Origin of the sequence: Amycolatopsis balhimycina FH 1894, assembly GCF_000384295.1 — a bacterium.
Lineage (GTDB): Bacteria > Actinomycetota > Actinomycetes > Mycobacteriales > Pseudonocardiaceae > Amycolatopsis > Amycolatopsis balhimycina.
Genome location: NZ_KB913037.1, coordinates 3,363,167 through 3,384,780, shown reverse-complemented (window position 1 = coordinate 3,384,780; position 21,614 = coordinate 3,363,167). Strand labels below are relative to the sequence as shown.

Here is a 21,614-nt window from a genome sequence, read left to right as displayed (position 1 = left end):
CGACGATTGATATATCAGAAGTCGACCACGGAAGGTTTCGCGATGACCGCGATGATCGATCCAGTGCTCAACCGGTCCCTGGCCGACTACGACCCCGCGGTGGCCGAGGCGATCGGCGCCGAGCTGCACCGGCAGCAGTCGACGCTGGAGATGATCGCCTCCGAGAACTTCGCCCCGCTGAGTGTGCTCCAAGCCCAGGGCTCGGTGCTCACCAACAAGTACGCCGAGGGCTATCCCGGACGTCGGTACTACGGCGGCTGCGAGCACGTCGACGTGCTCGAACAGCTCGCGATCGACCGCGTCAAGGCGCTGTTCGGCGCGGAGTTCGCCAACGTCCAGCCGCACTCGGGCGCGCAGGCCAACGCCGCCGCGATGGCCGCGCTCATCAAGCCCGGCGACAAGATCCTCGGCCTGTCGCTGGCCCACGGCGGCCACCTCACGCACGGCATGCGGATCAACTTCTCCGGCCTGCTCTACGACGTCGCCGCGTACGAAGTGTCCGAAAAGGACTATCGCGTCGACCTGGCCGAGGTCGAACGGCTGGCGAAGGAGCACCGGCCGAAGCTGGTCATCGCCGGCTGGTCGGCCTACCCGCGTCAGCTCGACTTCGCCCGGTTCCGGGAGATCGCCGACGAGGCCGGCGCGTACCTGATGGTCGACATGGCGCACTTCGCCGGGCTGGTCGCCACGGGGCTGCACCCGTCGCCGGTGCCGCACGCGCACGTCACGACGACCACCACGCACAAGACCCTCGGTGGCCCGCGCGGCGGCGTGGTCCTGACGAACGACGCGGCCCTGGCCAAGAAGGTCAACTCCGCGGTGTTCCCCGGCCAGCAGGGCGGCCCCCTCGAACACGTCATCGCGGCCAAGGCGGTCGCCTTCAAGATGGCCGGCGAGCCCGAGTTCGCCGAACGCCAGCAGCGGACGCTCCGGGGCGCGAAGATCATCGCCGAGCGGCTCATGGACGGCGGGATCGATGTGCTGACCGGCGGCACCGACGTCCACCTGGTGCTCGTCGACCTGCGCCACTCCGAGCTGGACGGCAAGCAGGCCGAGGACCGCCTCCACGAGGCCGGCATCACCGTCAACCGCAACGCCGTGCCGTTCGACCCGCGGCCGCCGATGGTGACGTCCGGCCTGCGGATCGGCACCCCGGCGCTGGCCACGCGCGGGTTCGGCGACGCCGAGTTCCGCGAAGCCGCCGACGTCATCGCCGAGGCGTTGAAACCCGGCTTCGACGCCGGGAAGCTGCGGGCCCGCGTCACCGCGCTGGCCGAAGCGTTCCCGCTGTACCCGCTTCTGGGAGAGGCCCGATGACCGACCTGCCGGAGCACCCGGACTTCCTCTGGGACAACCCCGAGCCGAAGAAGGCCTACGACGTGATCGTGGTCGGTGGCGGCGGGCACGGCCTGGCCACCGCGTACTACCTGGCCAAACAGGGCATCACGAACGTCGCCGTGCTGGAGAAGGGCTGGCTCGCGGGCGGCAACATGGCCCGCAACACCACGATCATCCGCTCCAACTACCTCTGGGACGAGAGCTCCGGCATCTACGAGCACTCCCTCAAGCTGTGGGAAGGCCTCGAAGAGGACCTCGGCTACCCGATCCTGTTCAGCCAGCGCGGCGTGCTGAACCTCGCGCACAGCCTGCAGGACGTGCGCGACAGCGTCCGCCGCGTCGAGGCCAACAAGCTCAACGGCATCGACGCCGAGTGGGTGGACGCCGACGGCGTCAAGGAGATCTGCCCGATCGTCAACACCTCCCCGGACGTCCGCTACCCGGTGCTCGGCGCGACCTACCAGCCGCGCGCGGGCATCGCGAAGCACGATTACGTGGCCTGGGGTTTCGCCCGCGCCGCGCACGAACTGGGCGTCGACCTCATCCAGAACTGCGAGGTCACCGGAATCTCCACAGTGGACGGCCGGGTCACCGCCGTCGAGACGTCGCGGGGCCGGATCGCCGCGGGGAAGGTCGCGCTGTGCGCCGCCGGGCACTCGTCGGTGCTGGCCCGCATGGTGGGCCTGGACCTGCCGCTCGTGTCGCATCCCTTGCAGGCCCTGGTGTCCGAGCTGCTGGAGCCGATCCACCCGACGGTCGTCATGTCGAACGCCGTGCACGTCTACGTTTCCCAGGCGCACAAGGGCGAACTCGTGATGGGCGCGGGCATCGACAGCTACAACGGCTACGGGCAGCGCGGCTCGTTCCACATCATCGAGCAGCAGATGGCGGCCGCGCTGGAGCTGTTCCCGGTGTTCGCGCGGGCGCACCTGCTGCGGACGTGGGCGGGGATCGTCGACGTCAGCCCGGACGCGTCGCCGATCATCGGGCTCACGCCGGTCGAGAACCTGTTCCTCAACTGCGGCTGGGGCACCGGCGGTTTCAAGGCCACGCCCGGTGTCGGTGACGTCTTCGCGGCGACCATCGCCCGCGGAAAGCCCCACGAGTACGCCGAGCCCTTCGCCCTCGACCGGTTCACCACCGGTGCCCTCGTCGACGAGCACGGCGCCGCCGCCGTCGCGCACTAGGAGTGTCCACATGCAACTGATTCCCTGCCCCTGGTGCGGGCCACGCGAGGAAGCCGAGTTCCACTACGGCGGCCAGGCGCACGTCGGCTACCCGTCGGACCCGTCGGCGATGTCGGACGAGGAGTGGGCGAAGTTCGTCTTCTTCCGCGAGAACCCGAGCGGGCCGTTCGCCGAGCGCTGGAGCCACTCCGCGGGCTGCCGGCGGTGGTTCAACGCCGTCCGCGACACCCGTACCCACGACCTCCTGGCGGTCTACCGCCTCGACGAACCCCGGCCGGTGATCTCATGACCCGGCTGTCCGGTGTCCCGCTCAAGTTCACCTTCGACGGCCGCGAGCTGACCGGTTTCCTCGGCGACACCCTGGCTTCCGCGTTGCTGGCCAACGGCATCCACCGGGTCGCGACCAGCATCAAGTACGGCCGGCCGCGCGGCATCGCCGGCGCCGGAGTCGAGGACTCGAACGCGCTGGTTCAGATCGAAGCGCCGTTCCCGGAGCCGATGCTGTCCGCGACGACGGTCGAGCTGTACGACGGTCTGGTCGCCCGTGGCCTGCGCGGTCAAGGCCGGCTGGCCGCCGAGCCCGACCCGGCGCGGTACGACGCCAAGCACGTCCACTGCGACGTCCTGGTCGTCGGTGCCGGGGCCGCCGGTCGCGCGGCCGCCGCCGAAGCGGAAGGACGGGTGCTGCTCGTCGATGACCAGCCCGACGGCGAAGCCCCGCCCGGTGTCCGGTTCCTGTCGCGCACCACGGCGTTCGGCATCTACGACGACGGTTTCGTGCTTGCCCTCGAGCGCCGAGGCGAACCCGCGGTCCCCGAGCGCATTTCGCGGCAGCGCGTCTGGCGGATCCGGGCGAAGCGGATCGTCATCGCCACCGGCGCCCACGAGCGGCCGATCGTCTTCCCGGACAACGACCGTCCGGGCATCATGCTCGCCTCGGCCGCCCGCACGTACTTGAACCGCTACGGCGTCTTGGCCGGGCAGCGCGTGGTCGTGTTCACCACCAACGACAGCGCGTACGACGCCGCCTCCGACCTGGCGGAAGCCGGGGCCGAGATCGTGCGGATCGTCGATGCCCGTGAGGGATACGGAGTCATCGGCACCGATGGCGGCTCCCACGTCACGGCCGCCCACGTGGCGAAACTGGGCGAGCTGCGGGGGGAGCGGGTCGAATGCGACCTGCTGCTCGTGTCCGGCGGCTGGAACCCGGCCGTGCACCTCTACAGCCAGGCCCGCGGCACCCTCCGCTACGACGCCGGGCTGGGGGCGTACGTCCCGGCCGGGGACCTGCCGAACGTGACCGTCGTCGGCGCGGCCGCGGGGGAAGGGCTGCCCGAGACCAAGGTGCTCTGGCAGGTGCCCGCGCCGGAGTCCGAAGTGGACACCCGGTTCGTCGACCAGCAGCGGGACGCGACCGTGTCGGACGTCCTGCGCGCGACCGGCGCCGGGCTGCGCTCGCTGGAGCACATCAAGCGCTACACGACCATCGGCACCGCGCACGACCAGGGCAAGACGTCCGGCATGCTCGCCGCGGGCATCACCGCCGAAGCCCTCGGTGTCGACTTGTCGACCCAGCGCCCGACGACGTTCCGGCCGCCGTACACGCCGGTGTCGTTCGCCGCGCTGGCCGGGCGGAACCGCGGTGAGCTGCACGATCCCGTGCGCGTCACGACGATCCACCCGTGGCACGTCGAGCACGGCGCCGAGTTCGAAAACGTCGGCCAGTGGAAGCGGCCGTGGTACTACCCGCGGCCCGGCGAGTCGATGCACGACGCCGTCCGGCGCGAGTGCCGCGCCGCGCGCAACGACGTCGCGCTGATGGACGGATCCACGCTCGGCAAGATCGACGTCCAGGGCCCGGACGCCGGTTGGTTCCTCGACATGCTCTACACGAACCTGATGAGCACCCTGAAGGTCGGTCGCATCCGCTACGGCGTGATGTGCGGTGTCGACGGCATGGTGATCGACGACGGCACGGTCATCCGCGTCGCCGAGGACCGGTTCCTGGTCACCACGACGACCGGCAACGCGGCGAAGATCCTCGAGTGGATGGAGGAGTGGCTGCAGACGGAGTGGCCGCACCTCGACGTCTTCGCGACGTCGGTCACCGAGCACTGGACCACGATCCCGCTGGTCGGACCGCGCTCCAGAGAGGTATTGGGCCGCTTGGCGCCGGACCTGGACGTCTCGAACGATGCCTTCGGATTCATGACCTGGCAGGACGCCGAGGTCGCCGGAATCGCCGCGCGGGTCTGCCGGATCAGCTTTTCCGGCGAACTGGCGTACGAGATCAACGTTCCTTCGTGGCACGGGATCGCGCTCTGGCAGTCCATAGTGGACGAAGGAGTCACGCCGTACGGCACCGAGACCATGCACGTCCTGCGCGCCGAGAAGGGCTACCCGATCATCGGCCAGGACACCGACGGCACGGTCACCCCGCAGGACCTCGGCCTGTCCTGGGCGGTGTCGAAGAAGAAGGCCGACTTCATCGGCAAACGCTCGTTCGCCCGCGCCGAAAACAACCGGCCGGACCGCAAGCAACTCGTCGGCCTGCTGCCGCTCGATCCGTCGGTGCTGCTGCCGGAGGGCGCGCAGCTCATCGAATCGGAAGCCGTGCCCGAACCGCCGGTGCGGATGCTCGGCCACGTCACTTCCAGCTACGACAGCGCCGCCCTCGGCCGCACCTTCGCGCTGGCTCTCGTGCGGTCCGGGCGCGAGCGGATCGGCGAGACGCTCTACGTGCCGGTCGGCGACCAGGTGGTGCCGGTGACCGTGACCGAATCCGTGCTCTTCGACAAGGAAGGAGCCCGCCGTGACGGTTGACGCGGTCGACGAACCGTTCCGCACCCAGCTCACCGTGCGCCTCCGGGACGGGCACGCCCTGCTCGGCGTCGACCTGCCCAGGCCGTGCGCCTTCACCAGCGGCGGGGACATCGACATCCTCTGGATGGGCCCCGACGAGTACTTGGTCCTGGGACCGCCACTTTCACGTGAAAGTGGCGACCTGGAGGCGGAGCTTTCACGTGAAAGTGGCGTTCTGGCGGTGGTCGACGTGTCGGCCCAGCGCAACGTCGTGCGGCTGACCGGTGAGCACGCGCGGGACGTCCTGGCGCACGGGTGCTCGATCGACCTGGAGGCGTCGCCGCCGGGTACGTGTGTGCAGACCCTGCTCGCCCGGACCGGGATCGTGCTCATGGTCCGGGAAGAAGGCTTCACGATCCTCGTCCGCCAGTCGTTCTCGGACTACTTCAAGGCCTGGCTGGCCGACGCGAGCCTGGAGTACGTCTCATGACCTTCACCCTGACCCTCAACTGCCCCGAACGCTCGGGCATCGTGCACGCTGTCACGACGTTCCTCGTCGGGCAGGGCTGCGACATCGTCGAGCACCAGCAGTTCGACGACGACGTCCGCGGCTCGCTGTTCCTGCGCACGTCGTTCACCCGCGCCGAGCAGACCACAGTGGACGATCTGACCCGCGCGTTCGCCCCGGTGGCCGGCGACTTCGGCATGGAGTTCGAGTTCTCCGACGGCACCCCGCCGCGGATCCTGGTGATGGTCTCGAAGTTCGGGCACTGCCTCAACGACCTGCTCTTCCGCTGGCGCGCGGGCGGCCTCGGCGCCGAGATCGCCGTCGTCGTCTCCAACCACGAGGACCTGCGGCCGATGGCCGAGGCCGCCGGGGTCCCGTTCGTACACGTCCCGGTCACGCCGGAGACCAAGCCGGAGGCTGAGCAGCGGCTCCTCGACCTCGTCGGCGAGTACGAAGCGGACTTGATCGTCCTCGCCCGGTACATGCAGGTGCTGTCGAACGAGCTGTGCCAGAAGCTCGAAGGCCGCGCGATCAACATCCACCACTCGTTCCTGCCCGGGTTCAAGGGCGCCAAGCCCTACCACCAGGCCTACGACCGGGGTGTCAAGTACGTCGGCGCGACCGCGCACTACGTCACGCCCGACCTCGACGAGGGCCCGATCATCGAGCAGGAGGTCCAGCGCGTCGACCACACGTACTCGCCGCGCGAGCTGGTGACCGTCGGCCGTGACGCCGAAGCTCTGGCCTTGTCCCGCGCGGTGCGCTGGCACTGCGAACGCCGCGTCCTGCTCAACGGCAACAGCACTGTTGTGTTCCGGTAGAAGGAGTTCCGCCATGAGTGCACCGAAGGTCGTGATCATCGGCGCCGGCATCGTCGGCGCGAACCTGGCCGACGAGCTGACCGCCCGCGGCTGGGCCGACGTCACCGTGCTCGACCAGGGCCCGCTGCCGCGCACCGGCGGGTCGACCTCGCACGCGCCCGGCCTGGTCTTCCAGACCAACCCCTCCAAGACGATGACGGAGTTCGCGAAGTACACCGTCTCGAAGCTGCGGGAACTGGATTGTTTCCTCCAGGTCGGCGGCATGGAGGTGGCGACGACGCCGGCCCGCTGGGAGGACCTCGAGCGCAAGCACGGCTGGGCGACGTCGTGGGGCGTCGACGGGCAGCTCATCGACGCCGGCGAGTGTGTCAGCCGCTGGCCGCTGCTCGACGGTTCGCGGATCTTCGGCGCGCTGTACGTGCCGACCGACGGGCTCGCGCGCGCCGCCAAGGCCGTCGAGGTGCTGGCCGCCCGGGCGACCGCACGGGGTGCCCGGTTCATCGGTTCGACGCGGGTCACTGACGTCCTCCAGGAAGGCGGGCGCGTCACCGGCGTCCGCACCGGCCAGGGCGACTTCCCGGCCGACGTCGTCGTGTCGTGCGCCGGGTTCTGGGGCCGCGAGATCGGTGCGATGGCCGGCATGGACGTCCCGCTGCTGCCGCTGGCGCACCAGTACGCGAAGACCGGACAGGTCGCCGAACTCGTCGGGCGCACCACCGAGGAGGTCGAGGCGAGCCTGCCGATCCTGCGGCACCAGGACCAGGACCTGTACTTCCGCGAGCACGGCGACCGTCTCGGCATCGGCTCCTACGCGCACCGGCCGATGCCCGTCGACGAGTCCACTTTGGACCCCGCGGTGACCGAGACGACCATGCCCTCCATGCTGCCCTTCACCGAGGACGACTTCTCGCCGTCGTGGGAAGAGAGCAAGCTGCTGCTGCCCGCGCTGCGCCAGACCAAGGTCGAGGAAGGCTTCAACGGCATCTTCTCCTTCACCCCGGACGGCCAGTCGCTGATCGGCGAGTCGGCCGGCGTCCGCGGGTTCTGGCTCGCCGAAGCGGTATGGGTGACGCACTCCGCGGGTATCGCCAAGGCGGTCGCGGAACTGCTGGTCGACGGGCACTCCGAGACCGACCTGCACGAGGTCGACGTCCACCGGTTCGAAGAGGTCCAGCTCGCGCCGTCGTACGTGAGCGAGACGGCGCAGCAGAACTTCGTCGAGGTCTACGACATCCTGCACCCCTTGCAGCCCAAGCTTTCCCCGCGCGACCTGCGCGTGACGCCGTTCCACGCGCGGCAACGCGAGCTGGGCGCGGTGTTCCTGGAGGCGGGCGGCTGGGAGCGGCCGCACTGGTTCGAGGCCAACGCGCCGCTGCTCGAGAAGCTGCCGCACGACTGGCTGCCGCCCGCGCGGGACGCGTGGTCGGCGCAGTTCCACTCGCCCATCGCGGCGGCCGAGGCCTGGCACACGCGCAACGGCGTCGCGCTGTACGACATGACGCCGTTGAAGCGGGTCGAGATCAGCGGCCCGGGATCGCTCGGGTTCCTGCAGTCGCTGACCACGAACCAGCTGGACAAGTCGGTCGGCTCGGTCACCTACACGCTGATGCTGGACGACGCCGGCGGTGTCCGCAGCGACGTCACGGTCGCGCGGCTGGAGCCGGAGGTGTTCCAGGTCGGCATCAACGGGAACATCGACGTCGACCACTTCGTGAAGCACGCGCCTTCCGGTGTCCAGGTCCGGGACATCACCGGCGGGACCTGCTGTGTCGGGGTGTGGGGACCGCTGGCGCGGGACCTCGTGCAGCCGCTTTCGCGCGAGGACTTCTCGCACCAGGGGCTCAAGTACTTCCGGGCGCGCAAGGCGCGGATCGCCGGGGTGCCGGTGACCGCGATGCGACTGTCCTATGTGGGCGAACTGGGCTGGGAGATCTACACGAGCGCGGACAACGGCCTGCGGTTGTGGGACGCGCTGTGGGCGGCCGGGCAGTCCCTGGGCGTCGTCGCGGCCGGGCGGGCGGCGTTCAACAGCCTGCGGCTGGAGAAGGGCTACCGGCTGTGGGGCACCGACATGACCACCGAACACGACCCGTACGAGGCGGGACTGGCGTTCGCCGTGCGTCCGGCCAAGGGCCCCTTCCTCGGCCGGGACGCGATCGAAGGCCGTAGCGAAGAGACGGCGTCGCGGCGGCTGCGGTGCCTGACGATCGACGACGGCCGCACGGTCGTGCTCGGCAAGGAACCGGTGTTCGTCGACGGCGTCGCCGCGGGTTACGTCACCAGCGCCGCGTACGGGTACACCGTGGGCCGTCCGATCGCGTACGCGTGGCTGCCGGCGTCGGCGGACGTGGGGAGCGGTGTCGAGATCGAGTACTTCGGACGACGGGTCGCGGCCACCGTGGCCGCCGAGCCGCTGGTCGACCCCGGCATGGAACGGATCCGCAGGTGAGGCCGCCGGCGTAAGATCGGTCACGTCAGGTCGGTCTCGGCGCTCCCACGGTGAATCCACAGCAAGTCCACGGAACCGGACAAGGAAATTCTCAGGATCGGGGCGTTTCCTGGTACGAGCCGGAGGCTTGTCGAGGGCTGGAGCTGTGCATGAGCGAGTACGACCGAGGACCGCAGGGCGGCGGATACCCGTACGGCTACGGCCAGGGCGAGTACCCGCAGGGTCACTACGGCCAGGGCTACTACGACCAGCCGTACGACCGGCAGCCCTACGACCAGCAGACTTACGAGCAGCAGACTTACGAGCAGCAGACTTACGACCAGCCCCGTGACCAGTGGGGACGTCCGTACCCGCAGCAGCCCTACGGTCATGAGGGTGCCCCCCATGGCTACGGCTATCCGCAGCCCGCCTACCAGCCGCCGCCGCGCAAGCGCCACCCGCTTCGCGCGCTGACCGTCGCCGTCGTCGCGATCGCTCTCGCGGTGGTCGCGGGGCTCGGCATCGGGCACCTGATCTCGGCCTCGAACAGCCCGACGGCGAGCGGCAACCAGAACTTCGGCTTCTCCGGGCAGCCCAGCTCGGCGAAGACGGTCCTCGACGTCGATGCCGTGTCGGCCAAGGTCAACCCGGCCATCGTCAACGTCAACACCGAGCTCGGGCTGCAGGGCGCGGCCGCGGCGGGCACGGGCATCGTGCTGACCCCGGACGGCGAGGTGCTCACCAACAACCACGTCGTCGCCGGCGCGACCAGCATCAAGGTCACCAGCATCGGCACCGGCAAGACGTACAAGGCGCAGGTGGTCGGCTACGACCGCAGCGAAGACGTCGCGGTCCTGCAGCTGCAGGGCGCGTCCGGGCTGACGGCCGCGGCGATCGGCGACTCGAAGGCGGTCAAGGTCGGCGACCAGATCCTCGGCCTCGGCAACGCCGGCGGCCGCGGCGGCGACCCGGTGGCCGCGCCGGGCACCGTGACGGCGCTGGACCAGTCGATCACCGCCTCGGACGAGTCCAGCGGGTCGTCCGAGCAGCTCACCGGCCTGATCCAGGTCCGGGCGAACATCGAGTCGGGTGACTCCGGCGGCCCGCTCGTCAACGCGGACGCGCAGGTGATCGGCGTCGACACCGCCGCGTCCACCGGCTACCAGCTGAACGGGCGCCGCAGCGGCGGCGCCGGCCAGGGCTTCGCCATCCCGATCGACAAGGCGGTCGACATCGCGCACCAGATCGTCGCGGGCACCGCGTCGGACAAGGTCCACATCGGCAAGACGGCGTTCATCGGCGTTTCGGTGTCGGACTCCCAGGGCCAGGGCGCGCAGATCCGCCAGGTCGTCCCGCGCGGGCCGGCCCAGCAGGCCGGTCTCGCGGCCGGGGACGTGGTCACGGCCATCGACGGCAAGCCGATCGACTCGGCGACGACGCTGACGAACGTGATGGACACCCACCACCCGGGCGACCAGCTGACGCTGACCGTCACAGGTGCCGCCGGCGCTCAGCGGCAGGTGCCGGTGAAGGCGATCGAAGGGCCGGTCGGCTGAGGCGTCAGCGCAGGGTCTCGTTGAGCACTTCGCGGTGCGTCCGCTTCGCCGCGAGGTAGCGCTCGCGCCCGGCTTCGGTGAGGGTGACGAAGATGCCGCGCCGGTCCACCTCGCACAGCGCGCGCTCGACCAGGCCCTCCTTCTCGAGGCGGGCGACCAGTCGTGACGTGGCACTCTGGCTGAGGTGAATGGCTTCGGTGAGGTCGGCCGACCGGCACTTGGAGTCGCCGGTCGCGACCCGTTCCAGGGCTTCGAACTCGTTCGCGCCGATCCCGTGTCGCTCCTGCAGACGGCACTCGAGCTTGCTGAACACGGCCGAGTAGCGCGCCAGCAGCTCGTGCCACTCCTGCACCAGGGCGGGCTCATTCAAGGCGTGCTCAGCGACGTCGCTCACGGCGACCAACTTAGCATGCACGGGCATCAGATGCAAGCGCATTAAATGCGTAGACATTAGATGCGCGTGCATGTACTGTCGCCGGCATGAGCTCTTCCGTGTCTTTGTCCACCACTTCAACGCGGTGGGACGCACGTCTCTGGGGTGTCCTGCTCACCGTTTCGATCGTCATCGGCCTCGACGCGCTCGACGTGTCGATGGTCGGGGTCGCGCTCCCGGCGATCCAGGCCGACCTCGGCCTGTCCACCAACGCGCTGCAATGGGTCGTCAGCGGCTACGTGCTCGGCTACGGCGGCCTGCTGCTGCTCGGTGGCCGCACCGCCGACCTGCTCGGCCGGCGTCGCGTGTTCCTCGTGGCCGTCGCCGTGTTCGCGCTGGCCTCGCTGCTCGGCGGCCTCGTCGACGACGGCGCGCTGCTCATCGCGAGCCGGTTCATCAAGGGATTAGCGGCAGCGTTTACGGCGCCGGCCGCGCTGTCCATCATCACCACGACGTTCCAGGAGGGCCCGGCCCGCAACAAGGCGATCAGCATCTTCGCCGTGTTCGGGGCCAGCGGCTACTCCGCCGGGCTCGTGTTCTCGGGCCTGCTGACCGAGGTCGGCTGGCGCTGGACGTTCCTGCTGCCCGCACCCATCGCGCTGGTCGCCCTCGCGGCGGCGTGGAAGCTGATCCCGTCGTACCGCGCCGAACAGGGCGGCGGCTACGACTTCCCGGGCGCCATCACCGGTGCCGCGGGCTCGCTCCTGCTGGTGTTCGGCGTGGTCGAGGCGCCGGAGGTCGGCTGGGCCTCGGCGCGCACGCTGATCACGTTCGCCGTCGCGGTGGCCTTGCTGGTGACGTTCGTGGTCATCGAGAAGCGCAGCCGCCACCCGCTGCTGCGGCTGGGCATCCTGCGCTCCGGGCCGCTGGCCCGCGCCAACCTCGGCGGCGCGCTGTTCTTCGGCGCGTACATCGGGTTCCAGTTCGTCGTGATGCTGTACCTGCAGCGGGTGCTGGGCTGGTCCGCGCTGCAGACCGCGCTCGGCTTCCTGCCTGCGGCGCTGATCGTGGCGTTCGGCTCGCCGCGCATCGAGCCGCTGATCGACCGGGTGGGCACGCCGCGCACGATCTTCGCGGGCGTCGTCGCGCACGTCATCGGCTACGCGCTGTTCCTGCGGATCGACGAGCACTCCGGCTACGCGGGGTACGTCCTGCCCAGCATGATCCTGCTCGGTATCGGCTTCACGCTGGCGTTCTCGTCACTCAACATCCAGGCGACGGCCGGGGTCGCGGACAACGAGCAGGGCCTGGCCGGCGGCCTGCTGAACACGTCACTGCAGGTCGGCGGCGCGATCGGGCTCGCGGTGGTGACGGCGGTCCTGACCGCCAACGGCGGCCGCGAGGCCTCACCGGCCGCGCTGCTGACCGGGCTGACCCCGGCGCTGAGCGTGGTCACCGGCATCGCGGTGCTGGGCCTGCTGGTCGCGGCCTCGGGCCTGGTGGCCCGGAAGCGGACGGCCCCGGTCCCGCCGGTCGCCGAGCCGGAGCTGGCCGCGGTCGCCGACTGACCCAAGCGCCCCAATGTGCATGGGGGCGCTTGCCCGGCACTGGGGACAAGCCGGGCTTGCCGAGCGGAAGGCGCCGAGATTTGTCGGTGCCTTCCGCTAGCGTGGAAAACGGGGGCTGCTCAGCGGGCCACGCGCTCGTCCGTGCCCGGCACCTTCGCCGTCGTGATGGCGATGCGGTTCCACGTGTTGATGGTGAAGATCAGCGCGAGCAGCTGGGCCAGCTCCTCTTCGCCGAACTGGCCGGCGGCGCGGGCGTAGACGTCGTCGGGCAGACCGCCGTCCGAGATCAGGGTGACCGCTTCGGTGAGGGCCAGTGCGGCCTGCTCCTTCTCGCTGAAGAAGTTCGTGGCTTCCTGCCACACGGCGACCATGTGCAGCCGCTCCTCGCTCTCACCGGCCTTGCGGGCGTCCGAAGTGTGCATGTGCAGGCAGTACGCGCAGCGGTTGAGCTGCGACGCGCGGATCTGGACCAGCTCGACCAGTGCGGGGTCCAGCCCGGCGCGGGCGGCGGCGTCGAAGCCGATCAGGGCCTTGAAGGCCTTCGGGGCGGTCTTGGCGAAGTTGAGGCGGGAGTTCGTCATGACCAGAAACCTAGTGCCCGGTTGACCCGCGTGTAGGGTGCATTTCCGTGCCAGAAGACTGGGTCAATTCGGGCGTCGACCTGCACCTGGAGCTCGCGGGTGCCGGCGGCAAGCGGGCGGCGCTCATCGCCGCGCTGCGGGACGCCGTCCGCGCCGGACGGCTCGCCCCGGGCACCCGGCTGCCGCCGTACCGGTCACTGGCCGCCGACCTGGGGCTGGCCCGCAACACCGTCGCCGACGCCTACGCCGAACTGGTCGCCGAGGGCTGGCTCACCGCCGTCCAGGGCTCCGGCACCCGGGTCGCCGAGCGTGCCGAACCCCTCAAACCGGTGCGGACGCCCAAAAAAGCGCCGGGAACGCCGGAACCCCGGTACAACCTCAGGCAGGGGCAGCCCGACGCGACGTCGTTCCCGCGCACCGAATGGCTCGCCGCCGCGCGCCGCGCGCTGAACGTGGCCCCGCACGACGCCTTCGGCCCCGGCGACCCGCGGGGGCGCCGCGAACTGCGGGAGGCCCTCGCCCAGTACCTCGCGCGGGCGCGGGGCGTGCGGACGTCACCGGACCGGATCGTGGTGTGCTCGGGGTTCGCGCACGCGCTGCGGCTGCTCTTCCCGGCGGTGCTGCCGGGCCCGCTCGCGGTCGAGTCGTACGGCCTCGCGTTCCACCGCTCGATCTTCGCCGCTGCCGGTGTCGAGACGATTCCCCTTGCCCTGGACGAAAACGGCGCGTGCGTCGAGGACCTGGACACCCCGTCGGTGCTGCTCACGCCCGCGCACCAGTTCCCGACCGGCGGCCCGCTGCACCACGACCGCCGCACCGCGGTCGTCGGCCACGTCCGCGCGACCGGCGGCGTGCTCATCGAAGACGATTACGACGGCGAGTTCCGCTACGACCGCAAGCCGGTGGGCGCGGTCCAGGGCCTCGACCCCGAGCACGTCGTCTACGCCGGTTCGGTCAGCAAGAGCCTGTCGCCCGCGGTGCGGCTCGGCTGGCTGGTGCTGCCGGGGCACCTCGTCGACGCCGTGCTCGCGGTGAAGGGCGAGCGCGAGGCGTGGGCGGGCGTGCTCGACCAGCTCACCCTGGCGGAGTTCATCCGCTCCGGCGCGTACGACCGGCACATCCGGCGGATGCGCCAGCGCTACCGCCGCCGTCGCGACCTGCTCGTGGCGGCGCTCGCCGGACGGGCCCCGCACGTCGTGCCCACCGGCATCGCCGCCGGCCTGCACGCCGTGCTGCGCCTGCCGCCGGGCACGGAAAAAGCCGCGCTGAAGGCCGCGGCGTGGCAAGGGCTCGCCGTGGACGGCCTGGCCGCCTTCCGCCACCCGGCGGCTACCATGTCCACAATGGACGGACTGGTCGTCGGGTACGCCACCCCGCCCGAACACGCCTACCCCGCGGCGCTCGACACGCTGTGCCGCGCCCTGCCACCCGCGTGACCTTCGGTGGCCCGGGTCCCGGCGGCAGTTTTGCCGCCGGGATTGTGCCGCCGTGCGCGGTTTCCGCTGGTCGAAGCCGGTATGGGGGGCTTGTCGCGAGAGCGCTCCGGGTGTCAGGCGGATTGTTAGCGTTCCTCGTGGAATGCGCGCTCCGGGGCGTTCCGGATGGATTTGGGGCCATTCGGGCGAACGCCTCCGGTAGCGAATCCACAGGGACGCCCGCCGGTCGAGGCCGGCGGATACGGGGGGAGAGAACCATGTTCGAGGCTGCCCGCGGGAAGGACCCCGCCGGACACAGACCCTGGCGGCGCGCACTCGCGCTGCTTGCCGTGCTGCTCGTGGCCGGCACCGCCCTGTCCGTCCACCGGACACCCGCACCGCTCGCCGCCGCGCCCGTCGCGGCCGCGCCGGACGAGGCGAGCGCGGCGAATGCCGCGTACCACCAGGGTTCCCGGGTCGAGGTCGCCGGACGGCGCACCGAAACCCGGACCACCTACGCCAATCCCGACGGCACCATGACCGCCGAGCTGTCCGCCGTCCCGGTGCGGGTCAAGCGCGGCACCGGCTGGGCGCCCGTCGACACCCGGCTCGTCAAGGGCGCCGACGGCGCGGTCCGCCCGGTCGCCGCCGAGGGCGACCTCGCGCTTTCCGGCGGCGGCAGCGTCGCGCCGCTGGCCGAGCTCACCCGGGACGGCAAGCGGCTCGCGCTGCGCTGGCCGGGCACCCTCCCGGTGCCGGAGGTCGACGGTGACGCCGCCACCTACCGCGAGCTGCTGCCCGGCGTCGACCTCGTCATGCGCGCCGGACGCGACGGCTACCGCCAGCAGTTCGTCGTCAAGAACACCGACGCCGCCGGGAACCTCGCCAAGATCGCGCTGCGGCTCGAGACCACCGGTGTCACGGTGAAAAGCGGCGGTGCCGGTTCGCTGCACGCTTCCGACGACAAGGGCAAGGAGATCTTCTCCGCTCCGCCGGCCGTCATGTGGGACGGTGCGGGCGCCCGCAGCACCGTCGGCGTCGAGCTCGGCGCGCAGACCCTGACGCTCGTGCCGGACCGGAAGTTCTTCCTCGACAAGGCGACCGTCTACCCGGTCGTGGTCGACCCCGACTGGCACACCTTCGGCTGGACCACCTGGAACACGGTCCTGTCGGGCAAGCCCGGCACGGCGTACCCGCGCACCAGCGGCGACGGCCAGTGGGCGCAGGTCGGCGCCTGCTACACGGCCAGCGGCGGCTGCAACGGCATCGGGATCGCCCGTTCGTACTTCCAGTACGACACCGGGTTCCTCAACGGGCGCCGGGTGATCGGCGCGTGGCTGAACAGCACCGTGGTGCACAGCCCGAGCTGCAACGACCGCTGGCACCAGCTGTTCATGGCCACCGGCACCATCGACGACGGCACCACCTGGAACAACGCGCCGCAGGGCTGGAAGGTCAGCGACGTCGTCGCGCCCAGCGTGTACGGCTCGTCGTGCGGCGGCTACAAGGGGATCGGGTTCCCGGCCACCGGCGCGGTCAACCAGAGCGGCGTCTCCACCTACTTCCTCAAGGCCTCCGACGAGGGCGACCAGCTCGCCTGGCGCAAGTACAGCCCGGGCGACACCCTCCTGGTGGTCAACTACAACACCCGGCCCGACCCGGCGAGTGACCTCGCGACCGACCCGCCGCTGAAGGCCCCGTGCCGCTGGTGTGACGGAAAGCCCTACGTCGGCGACGACTTCATCCGGTTCTCGGCGCGGCTGACCGACCCGGACGGCAACGCCGTCAAGCCGTGGTGGCACATCTACACCGACAGCGCCCGCGAAGAACGCTGGGGCGGCCTGCAGGCGTCCGGTGCCTACCACAGCACGGACATCGACCTGCGCAACAAGGACGGCCACACGATGACGCTGTGGGTCCAGCCGTACGACACCTACGACAACGGCGACAACGCCGACGCGGGCGACTGGCGCCAAGGCCCCGGCCCCTTCGTGGTCGACGGCACCCGCGTTACCGTCCCACCGACCGTCACCGGCGTGCTCTACCAGGAGGACAACCGCTGGCACGGCGGAACGGGCATTCCCGGCACGTTCACCTTCGGCGCCAACGGCGTCACCGACATCGACCACTACGTCTACAGCTGGGGTTCGGGCCCGCAGACGCAGGTCGACGCGAACGCGCTCGGCGGCACCGCCACGGTGTCCACCGCGCCGGACGGCGACGGCCCGCGCGACCTGAACGTGTGGAGCTTCGACCGCGGCGGGCACCCGAGCCCGGTCCGGACGTTCCACGTGTACGTCAAGCCCGGCAACGGGCCGCTCGCGCAGTGGTCGTTCGAGGGCAACCTCAAGGACGACGCCAACCTCGGCTGGCGTGACGGCAGCGCCGTCGGCAACCCGGTCTACGCGCCCGGCGCGGTCGGCTCCGCGATCAAGCTCGACGGCACGCAGCAGGTCACCGCGCCGAACACGGTCCAGGCGACGGAAAGCTTCAGCGTCGCCGCGTGGGTGAAGCTCGACGCCGCCGACGCCGGGTCCCACCGGGTCATCACGCAGTGGGGGACCACCACCTGCTCGTTCTGCCTGCAGTACGAGGGCAACACGGGCAAGTGGGTCTTCGTGATGCCGCAGACGGATTCGGCGAGCCCGCCCGGCTACAACTTCGTCCGGTCGGTCCAGCCCGCGGCCGCCGGCGTTTGGACACACCTCGCCGCGTCCTATGACGCCGTCGGCCACAAGGTGCGGCTCTACGTCAACGGCGTGCCGGCCGGGAGCGCGGCCGCGCCGTCCTCGTGGCAGGGCAGCGACCTCCTCCGCATCGGCACCGGCTTCCCCGGCCGGATCGACGAGGTCCGGGCCTACGACCGGCTCGTGTCGGACGCCGAGGTGCTCGCCATGGTCACCGGCGACAATGTCCAAACGGGACAGTGGCGGTTCGAGGACAAGAACGGCACCAAGGCGGCGAACTCGGTACCCGGCGGGGAATCCGCGACGCTGTCCGGCGATGCGGCGTTCACCCAGAACGGCGCGGTCGGCGGCGGGCTCGTGACGGGCGGCACCGGGTACGCCGCCACGAGCGGGCCGATGCTGCGGACCGACCAGAGCTTCTCGGTGGCGGCGTGGGTGAACCCGAAGATCGCCCAGCCCGTCGACGGCGGGTTCTACGCCGCGGCTTCGCAGGACGGCGCCGTCAACAGCGGCTTCCTGCTCGGCTACCGGCCGCTGGCCACGGGCAACAAGTGGGAGGTCTACCTGCCGTCGGCGGACGCGCTCACCCGGCCCGGCGACGACGCCGTGCGGGTCGACGCACCCGCCAACCCGATGGACACCTGGACGCACCTGGCCGCGGTCTACGACGACCAGGCCAAGGAGATCCGGATCTACGTCAACGGCAGGCTCGCCGGCACCGCGCCGCGCACCGCCGGGTTCAACGCGACCGGGCCGTTCACCATCGGCCGCGGCAAGATGACGGGCAACTTCGGCCACAACTGGGAGGGCACGCTCGACGAGGTACGCGCCTACGGCCGCGTGCTCACCGCCGGCGAGGTACAGGCGATGGTCGCCCGCGACGACGTCACGCAGGGCAGCTGGAAGTTCGACGGTGACGCCACCGACGACTCGGGCCGCGGCCGGAACGGGACGATCACGCCGACGCAGCCCTTCACCGCGGGGCAGGCGAACGCGCCCGACCAAGCCGACCTCGCGGTCGACCTCGACGGCGCCGACGACTTCGTGAAGGCGCCCGCCGGGCCCGACACGAGCCAGAGCTTCAGCGTGTCGGCCTGGGTGAAGCTGGATGCCCAGCCCGCGGGCTGGACCGCGGTCGCGAGCCAGAACGGCGACCACACGTCGGCGTTCTGGCTGGGGTACAGCGGAAAGGACGACAACCACTGGGCGTTCTCGATGCACGGCCCGGACGCCGACTCGCCGGACGCGGTCCGGCTCCGGTCGACCGAGGCCGCGCAGCCGGGGGTCTGGACGCATCTGGCGGCGGTCTACGACAAGGCGGCCGGCACGATGTCGCTCTACGTCAACGGCGTGCCGTCGGTGACCGGCCGCTACACGGCGGCGAACTGGAACGCCAGGGGCGAGTTCGACGTGGGCCGCGCGAAGTGGGCGAGCGCCTGGACCAACTACCTGCCCGGCGCCGTCGACGACGTCAAGCTCTACGGCCGCGCGCTGTTCGCCGGCGAGGTCCGCACGCAGGCCGGCCGCGACCTGGCGCTGGTGCACGACTGGCGGTTCGACGAGCCCAGCGGCAGCAACGCCGGTGACGCCGTCGGGGCCCGCGGGGCGGCGTACACCGGTGGGGTCTCGCTGATCCCCGGCCGCGTCGGCAACGCGGTCCACGTGGACGGCACCGGTTCGCTGACCACGACCGGCGTCGACCTCCGCACCGACGAGAGCTTCTCGGTGTCGACGTGGGTGCGCATGGGCAAGCCGGACTGCGATCTTTCGCAGGTCCCGGAGTGCAAGCGGGTCGTGCTGTCGGTGGACGGCGACCACGCCAGCAAGTTCCGGCTCGGGTACGTCAAGGACACCCTGGACAACCAGGCGGGCAAGTGGACGTTCGAGATGCCCGAGTCCGACGCCGACCACGCGACGATCACCAAGGCGGCGGTGTCCGTCGAGGGCGCGGACCAGGACCACTGGGTCCACCTGGTCGGCGTCTACGACCAGCCGGCCAAGAAGATCTGGCTCTACGTCAACGGAACCCGCATCGGCGACGGCACGCTCAACTCGCGGTGGAACGCCACCGGCGGCGCCGCGATCGGGCGCGGCAAGATCGACGGCAACACGGCCAAGCAGAACTGGATCGGTGACATCGACGACACGCGGGTCTACACCGGCGCGCTCGACAAGGACCGCATCTCCGCGCTGCTCAAGTCGTATCCGCCGGAGGAGGGCAACGCCCCGGCCAAGCTGCCGGCGGCCGACCTGGGGTACTGGACGTTCGACGAGAACACCGGCGCCACCGTCGGCGACACTTCGGGCAAGGGGCACAACGCCACGCTGAAGGGCGGCTACAGCTGGATCGCCGGGGGCCGCAAGGGCCCGTCGAGCCTGCTCGACGGCACCAGCGGCTACGCCGAGACCGCGGCGCCGGTGCTGACCGGCGGCAGCTTCTCGGTGGCCGCGTGGGTGAACCTGACGGAGGGCAAGAACGGCGACCGCACGATCGTCGCGCAGGACGGCAGCCGCGTGAGCTCGTTCATGCTGCAGTACAACGCGGCCGCCGACAAATGGGGCGTGCGCGTGCCACTGGCCGACCAGGACAACGCGGCCACGGTCACCCTCACCTCCACGGTGGCGGCGATGTGGACCGACTGGATGCACGTCGCGATGTCCTACGACGACCAGCTGCACCAGGTCCGCCTGTACCTCAACGGCGTGCTGCAAGCGGCGCAGAGCAACGTCAAGATCACGCCGGGGACCGGCCCGCTGACCATCGGGCGGGCCAAGTGGAACGGCGTCAACGCGCAGTTCTTCCCGCGGGCGATCGACGACGTGCGGGTGTTCGGGCACGCGCTGTCCGCGGCCGAGATGGCGAAGGTCCGCGAGGACACCTACGTGCCGAACGCCGGGCGGTGGCCGTACGACGACGGCACCGCGCGGGACGTCACCTGGCGCCAGGACGACGTCACGCTCACCGGTGGCGCGTCCTACGTGCCGGGGGTCAGCGGCAAGGCGCTGCAGCTGGACGGCACCGGCCACGGCACCGCGAAGTGGATCGTGCACAACATGCAGGACAGCCTGACGGTCTCGTCCTGGGCCCGGCTGGGCCGAGGCGACAAGGTGGCCACGATCGCCGCGCAGGACGGGGTGCGGCAGAGCGGGTTCGCGCTGCAGTACCGGCCCGAGCTCAAGCGCTGGATCTTCGGGGCGGCGCAGTCGGACACCGACGCGGCGCCGATGGTGTACGCCGTCGCGTCGCAGGAGACCGTGCTGAACATCTGGACGCACGTCACCGGCGTCTACGACAACATCCGGCACCAGCTGCGGGTGTACGTCGACGGAAAGCTCGCGGGCACCAGGGACAACGTCACGCTCTGGCGCGCGGCGGGCGCGTTCAGCCTCGGGCGCGACAAGCTCAGCGGCCAGTCCGCGGACTTCTTCACCGGCGCGCTCGACGAGACGAACGTCGAAACGGGTGCACTGGACGACGCGGCGATCGCGCGGCGCGCGAGCTACCCGGTGGCGCAGCCGGGCCAGCTCGGCCGGTTCGCCAACGGCTATGTCGAACGGGTCAGTGCGAACACGTCGGCGCCGTCGCCCGCGGGTTACCACTTCGAGCAGCCGCTCGGCCTGCTCGTGAGCGGTGACCAGCCCAACACGCGGTCGCTCTATTCCTGCAAGGACGGCTACGACGGGTTCACCTCCGCCGACGCCGCCTGCGAAGGCAAGACCGTGGTGGGGGAGATCGGCAAGGTCTACACCAAGCAGCCGTCGAACCTGCCGACGGTCGCGGTCTACCGCTGCAACGCGGGCGGCAGCGAGCACTTCGATTCGCGGGACGCGGCCTGTGAGAACGCCGGGACGAAGGAAGGCCTGCTCGGCTACACCCTCGCCTACGGCCTGCTGGTCCGGTACATGACCGACCTCGGCTACGACCACGTCAACACGACCTACGGCCCGCCGCCGGGTTACTGGACCGAGGGGCCGCAGGGCGTGCTGCCGATGCTCGCGCAGTCCGGCACGGTGCCGCTGCTGAGCTGCACCACCGGGACCGACCAGTTCCTGTCCACCGACGCGGCGTGCGAGGGGAAGACGACCGAGCGCGTGCTCGGCCAGATCTTCACCGCGGCACCACCGGACGGCGCCGGCACCGCCCTGTACCGGTGCAAGGCGGGCGGCACCGAGCTGTTCACGACGACGTACGCCGACTGCAACGGGGCCACGTTCGACCGGCAGCTCGGCTACGTCCTGACCACCGCGCCCACCACCACACCGGTCTTCCCGGCCGCCTGAGCTGCCGGCATCGGAGGAGAAACCCATGTTTCCCAAGCGGTCCAGACGTACCTCACGCGGTGTCACGCT

General features: G+C 70.7%; 13 protein-coding genes. 11 read left to right on the top strand and 2 right to left on the bottom strand.

Annotated elements, in window-relative coordinates; translation table 11 throughout:
• The first annotated feature begins 42 nt into the window (after positions 1-42).
• The 8 genes from glyA to A3CE_RS0114370 all read left to right on the top strand — a co-directional run bounded on the left by glyA (position 43) and on the right by A3CE_RS0114370 (position 10,640).
• The gene (gene glyA, locus A3CE_RS0114405; protein WP_020640797.1) at positions 43-1,317 is read left to right on the top strand and encodes a serine hydroxymethyltransferase; all 1,275 of its coding nucleotides are present in this window, start codon (positions 43-45) and stop codon (positions 1,315-1,317) included.
• The gene (locus A3CE_RS0114400; protein WP_020640796.1) at positions 1,314-2,525 is read left to right on the top strand and encodes a sarcosine oxidase subunit beta family protein; all 1,212 of its coding nucleotides are present in this window, start codon (positions 1,314-1,316) and stop codon (positions 2,523-2,525) included. The genes glyA and A3CE_RS0114400 overlap by 4 nt, the downstream gene beginning before the upstream one ends.
• Positions 2,526-2,535: 10 nt before the next feature.
• Complete coding sequence (locus A3CE_RS0114395; protein WP_020640795.1) at positions 2,536-2,814, top strand: sarcosine oxidase subunit delta; 279 nt, start codon at positions 2,536-2,538, stop codon at positions 2,812-2,814.
• Positions 2,811-5,348 (top strand): 2Fe-2S iron-sulfur cluster-binding protein, encoded by a 2,538-nt coding sequence (locus tag A3CE_RS0114390; RefSeq protein WP_020640794.1) that lies wholly within the window; start codon positions 2,811-2,813, stop codon positions 5,346-5,348. The genes A3CE_RS0114395 and A3CE_RS0114390 overlap by 4 nt, the downstream gene beginning before the upstream one ends.
• The gene (locus A3CE_RS0114385; RefSeq protein WP_020640793.1) at positions 5,338-5,817 is read left to right on the top strand and encodes a sarcosine oxidase subunit gamma; all 480 of its coding nucleotides are present in this window, start codon (positions 5,338-5,340) and stop codon (positions 5,815-5,817) included. Before A3CE_RS0114390 ends, A3CE_RS0114385 begins: the two co-directional genes overlap by 11 nt.
• Positions 5,814-6,656: a formyltetrahydrofolate deformylase gene (gene purU / locus A3CE_RS0114380; RefSeq protein ID WP_020640792.1), complete on the top strand. Its 843-nt coding sequence runs from the start codon at positions 5,814-5,816 to the stop codon at positions 6,654-6,656. Before A3CE_RS0114385 ends, purU begins: the two co-directional genes overlap by 4 nt.
• A 13-nt stretch (positions 6,657-6,669) precedes the next feature.
• Positions 6,670-9,105: a GcvT family protein gene (locus tag A3CE_RS0114375; protein WP_020640791.1), complete on the top strand. Its 2,436-nt coding sequence runs from the start codon at positions 6,670-6,672 to the stop codon at positions 9,103-9,105.
• 149 nt (positions 9,106-9,254) lie between these two features.
• Positions 9,255-10,640, top strand: a complete 1,386-nt coding sequence (locus tag A3CE_RS0114370; protein ID WP_020640790.1) for a S1C family serine protease — start codon at positions 9,255-9,257, stop codon at positions 10,638-10,640.
• Between the two features lie 4 nt (positions 10,641-10,644).
• Here the strand turns inward: A3CE_RS0114370 and A3CE_RS0114365 are convergent, their stop codons facing one another.
• Positions 10,645-11,034: a MarR family winged helix-turn-helix transcriptional regulator gene (locus A3CE_RS0114365; protein ID WP_026468479.1), complete on the bottom strand. Its 390-nt coding sequence runs from the start codon at positions 11,032-11,034 to the stop codon at positions 10,645-10,647.
• 86 nt (positions 11,035-11,120) lie between these two features.
• Here A3CE_RS0114365 and A3CE_RS0114360 point away from each other — a divergent pair, with 86 nt between their 5' ends.
• Entirely contained in the window at positions 11,121-12,581 is a 1,461-nt protein-coding gene (locus A3CE_RS0114360; RefSeq protein WP_026468478.1) for an MFS transporter, read from the top strand.
• Between the two features lie 119 nt (positions 12,582-12,700).
• Here the strand turns inward: A3CE_RS0114360 and A3CE_RS0114355 are convergent, their stop codons facing one another.
• A complete protein-coding gene (locus tag A3CE_RS0114355; RefSeq protein WP_020640787.1) occupies positions 12,701-13,162 on the bottom strand; it encodes a carboxymuconolactone decarboxylase family protein in 462 nt (153 codons plus the stop codon).
• A 47-nt stretch (positions 13,163-13,209) separates the two neighbouring features.
• Between A3CE_RS0114355 and pdxR the strand changes: the two genes are divergently transcribed.
• Both pdxR and A3CE_RS0114345 read left to right on the top strand, forming a co-directional pair.
• Complete coding sequence (gene pdxR / locus A3CE_RS0114350; protein ID WP_020640786.1) at positions 13,210-14,598, top strand: MocR-like pyridoxine biosynthesis transcription factor PdxR; 1,389 nt, start codon at positions 13,210-13,212, stop codon at positions 14,596-14,598.
• 257 nt (positions 14,599-14,855) lie between these two features.
• Positions 14,856-21,545 (top strand): LamG domain-containing protein, encoded by a 6,690-nt coding sequence (locus tag A3CE_RS0114345; protein WP_020640785.1) that lies wholly within the window; start codon positions 14,856-14,858, stop codon positions 21,543-21,545.
• Positions 21,546-21,614: the final 69 nt, after the last annotated feature.

Bases quoted from the DNA above. Each gene is read 5' to 3' on its own strand.
- A3CE_RS0114375 (WP_020640791.1), top strand. From the start codon at position 6,670: ATGAGTGCACCGAAGGTCGTGATCATCGGCGCCGGCATCGTCGGCGCG.
- A3CE_RS0114370 (WP_020640790.1), top strand. From the start codon at position 9,255: ATGAGCGAGTACGACCGAGGACCGCAGGGCGGCGGATACCCGTACGGC.
- A3CE_RS0114400 (WP_020640796.1), top strand. From the start codon at position 1,314: ATGACCGACCTGCCGGAGCACCCGGACTTCCTCTGGGACAACCCCGAG.
- A3CE_RS0114360 (WP_026468478.1), top strand. From the start codon at position 11,121: ATGAGCTCTTCCGTGTCTTTGTCCACCACTTCAACGCGGTGGGACGCA.
- A3CE_RS0114345 (WP_020640785.1), top strand. From the start codon at position 14,856: ATGTTCGAGGCTGCCCGCGGGAAGGACCCCGCCGGACACAGACCCTGG.
- A3CE_RS0114395 (WP_020640795.1), top strand. From the start codon at position 2,536: ATGCAACTGATTCCCTGCCCCTGGTGCGGGCCACGCGAGGAAGCCGAG.
- glyA (WP_020640797.1), top strand. From the start codon at position 43: ATGACCGCGATGATCGATCCAGTGCTCAACCGGTCCCTGGCCGACTAC.
- purU (WP_020640792.1), top strand. From the start codon at position 5,814: ATGACCTTCACCCTGACCCTCAACTGCCCCGAACGCTCGGGCATCGTG.
- A3CE_RS0114390 (WP_020640794.1), top strand. From the start codon at position 2,811: ATGACCCGGCTGTCCGGTGTCCCGCTCAAGTTCACCTTCGACGGCCGC.
- A3CE_RS0114355 (WP_020640787.1), bottom strand. From the start codon at position 13,162: ATGACGAACTCCCGCCTCAACTTCGCCAAGACCGCCCCGAAGGCCTTC.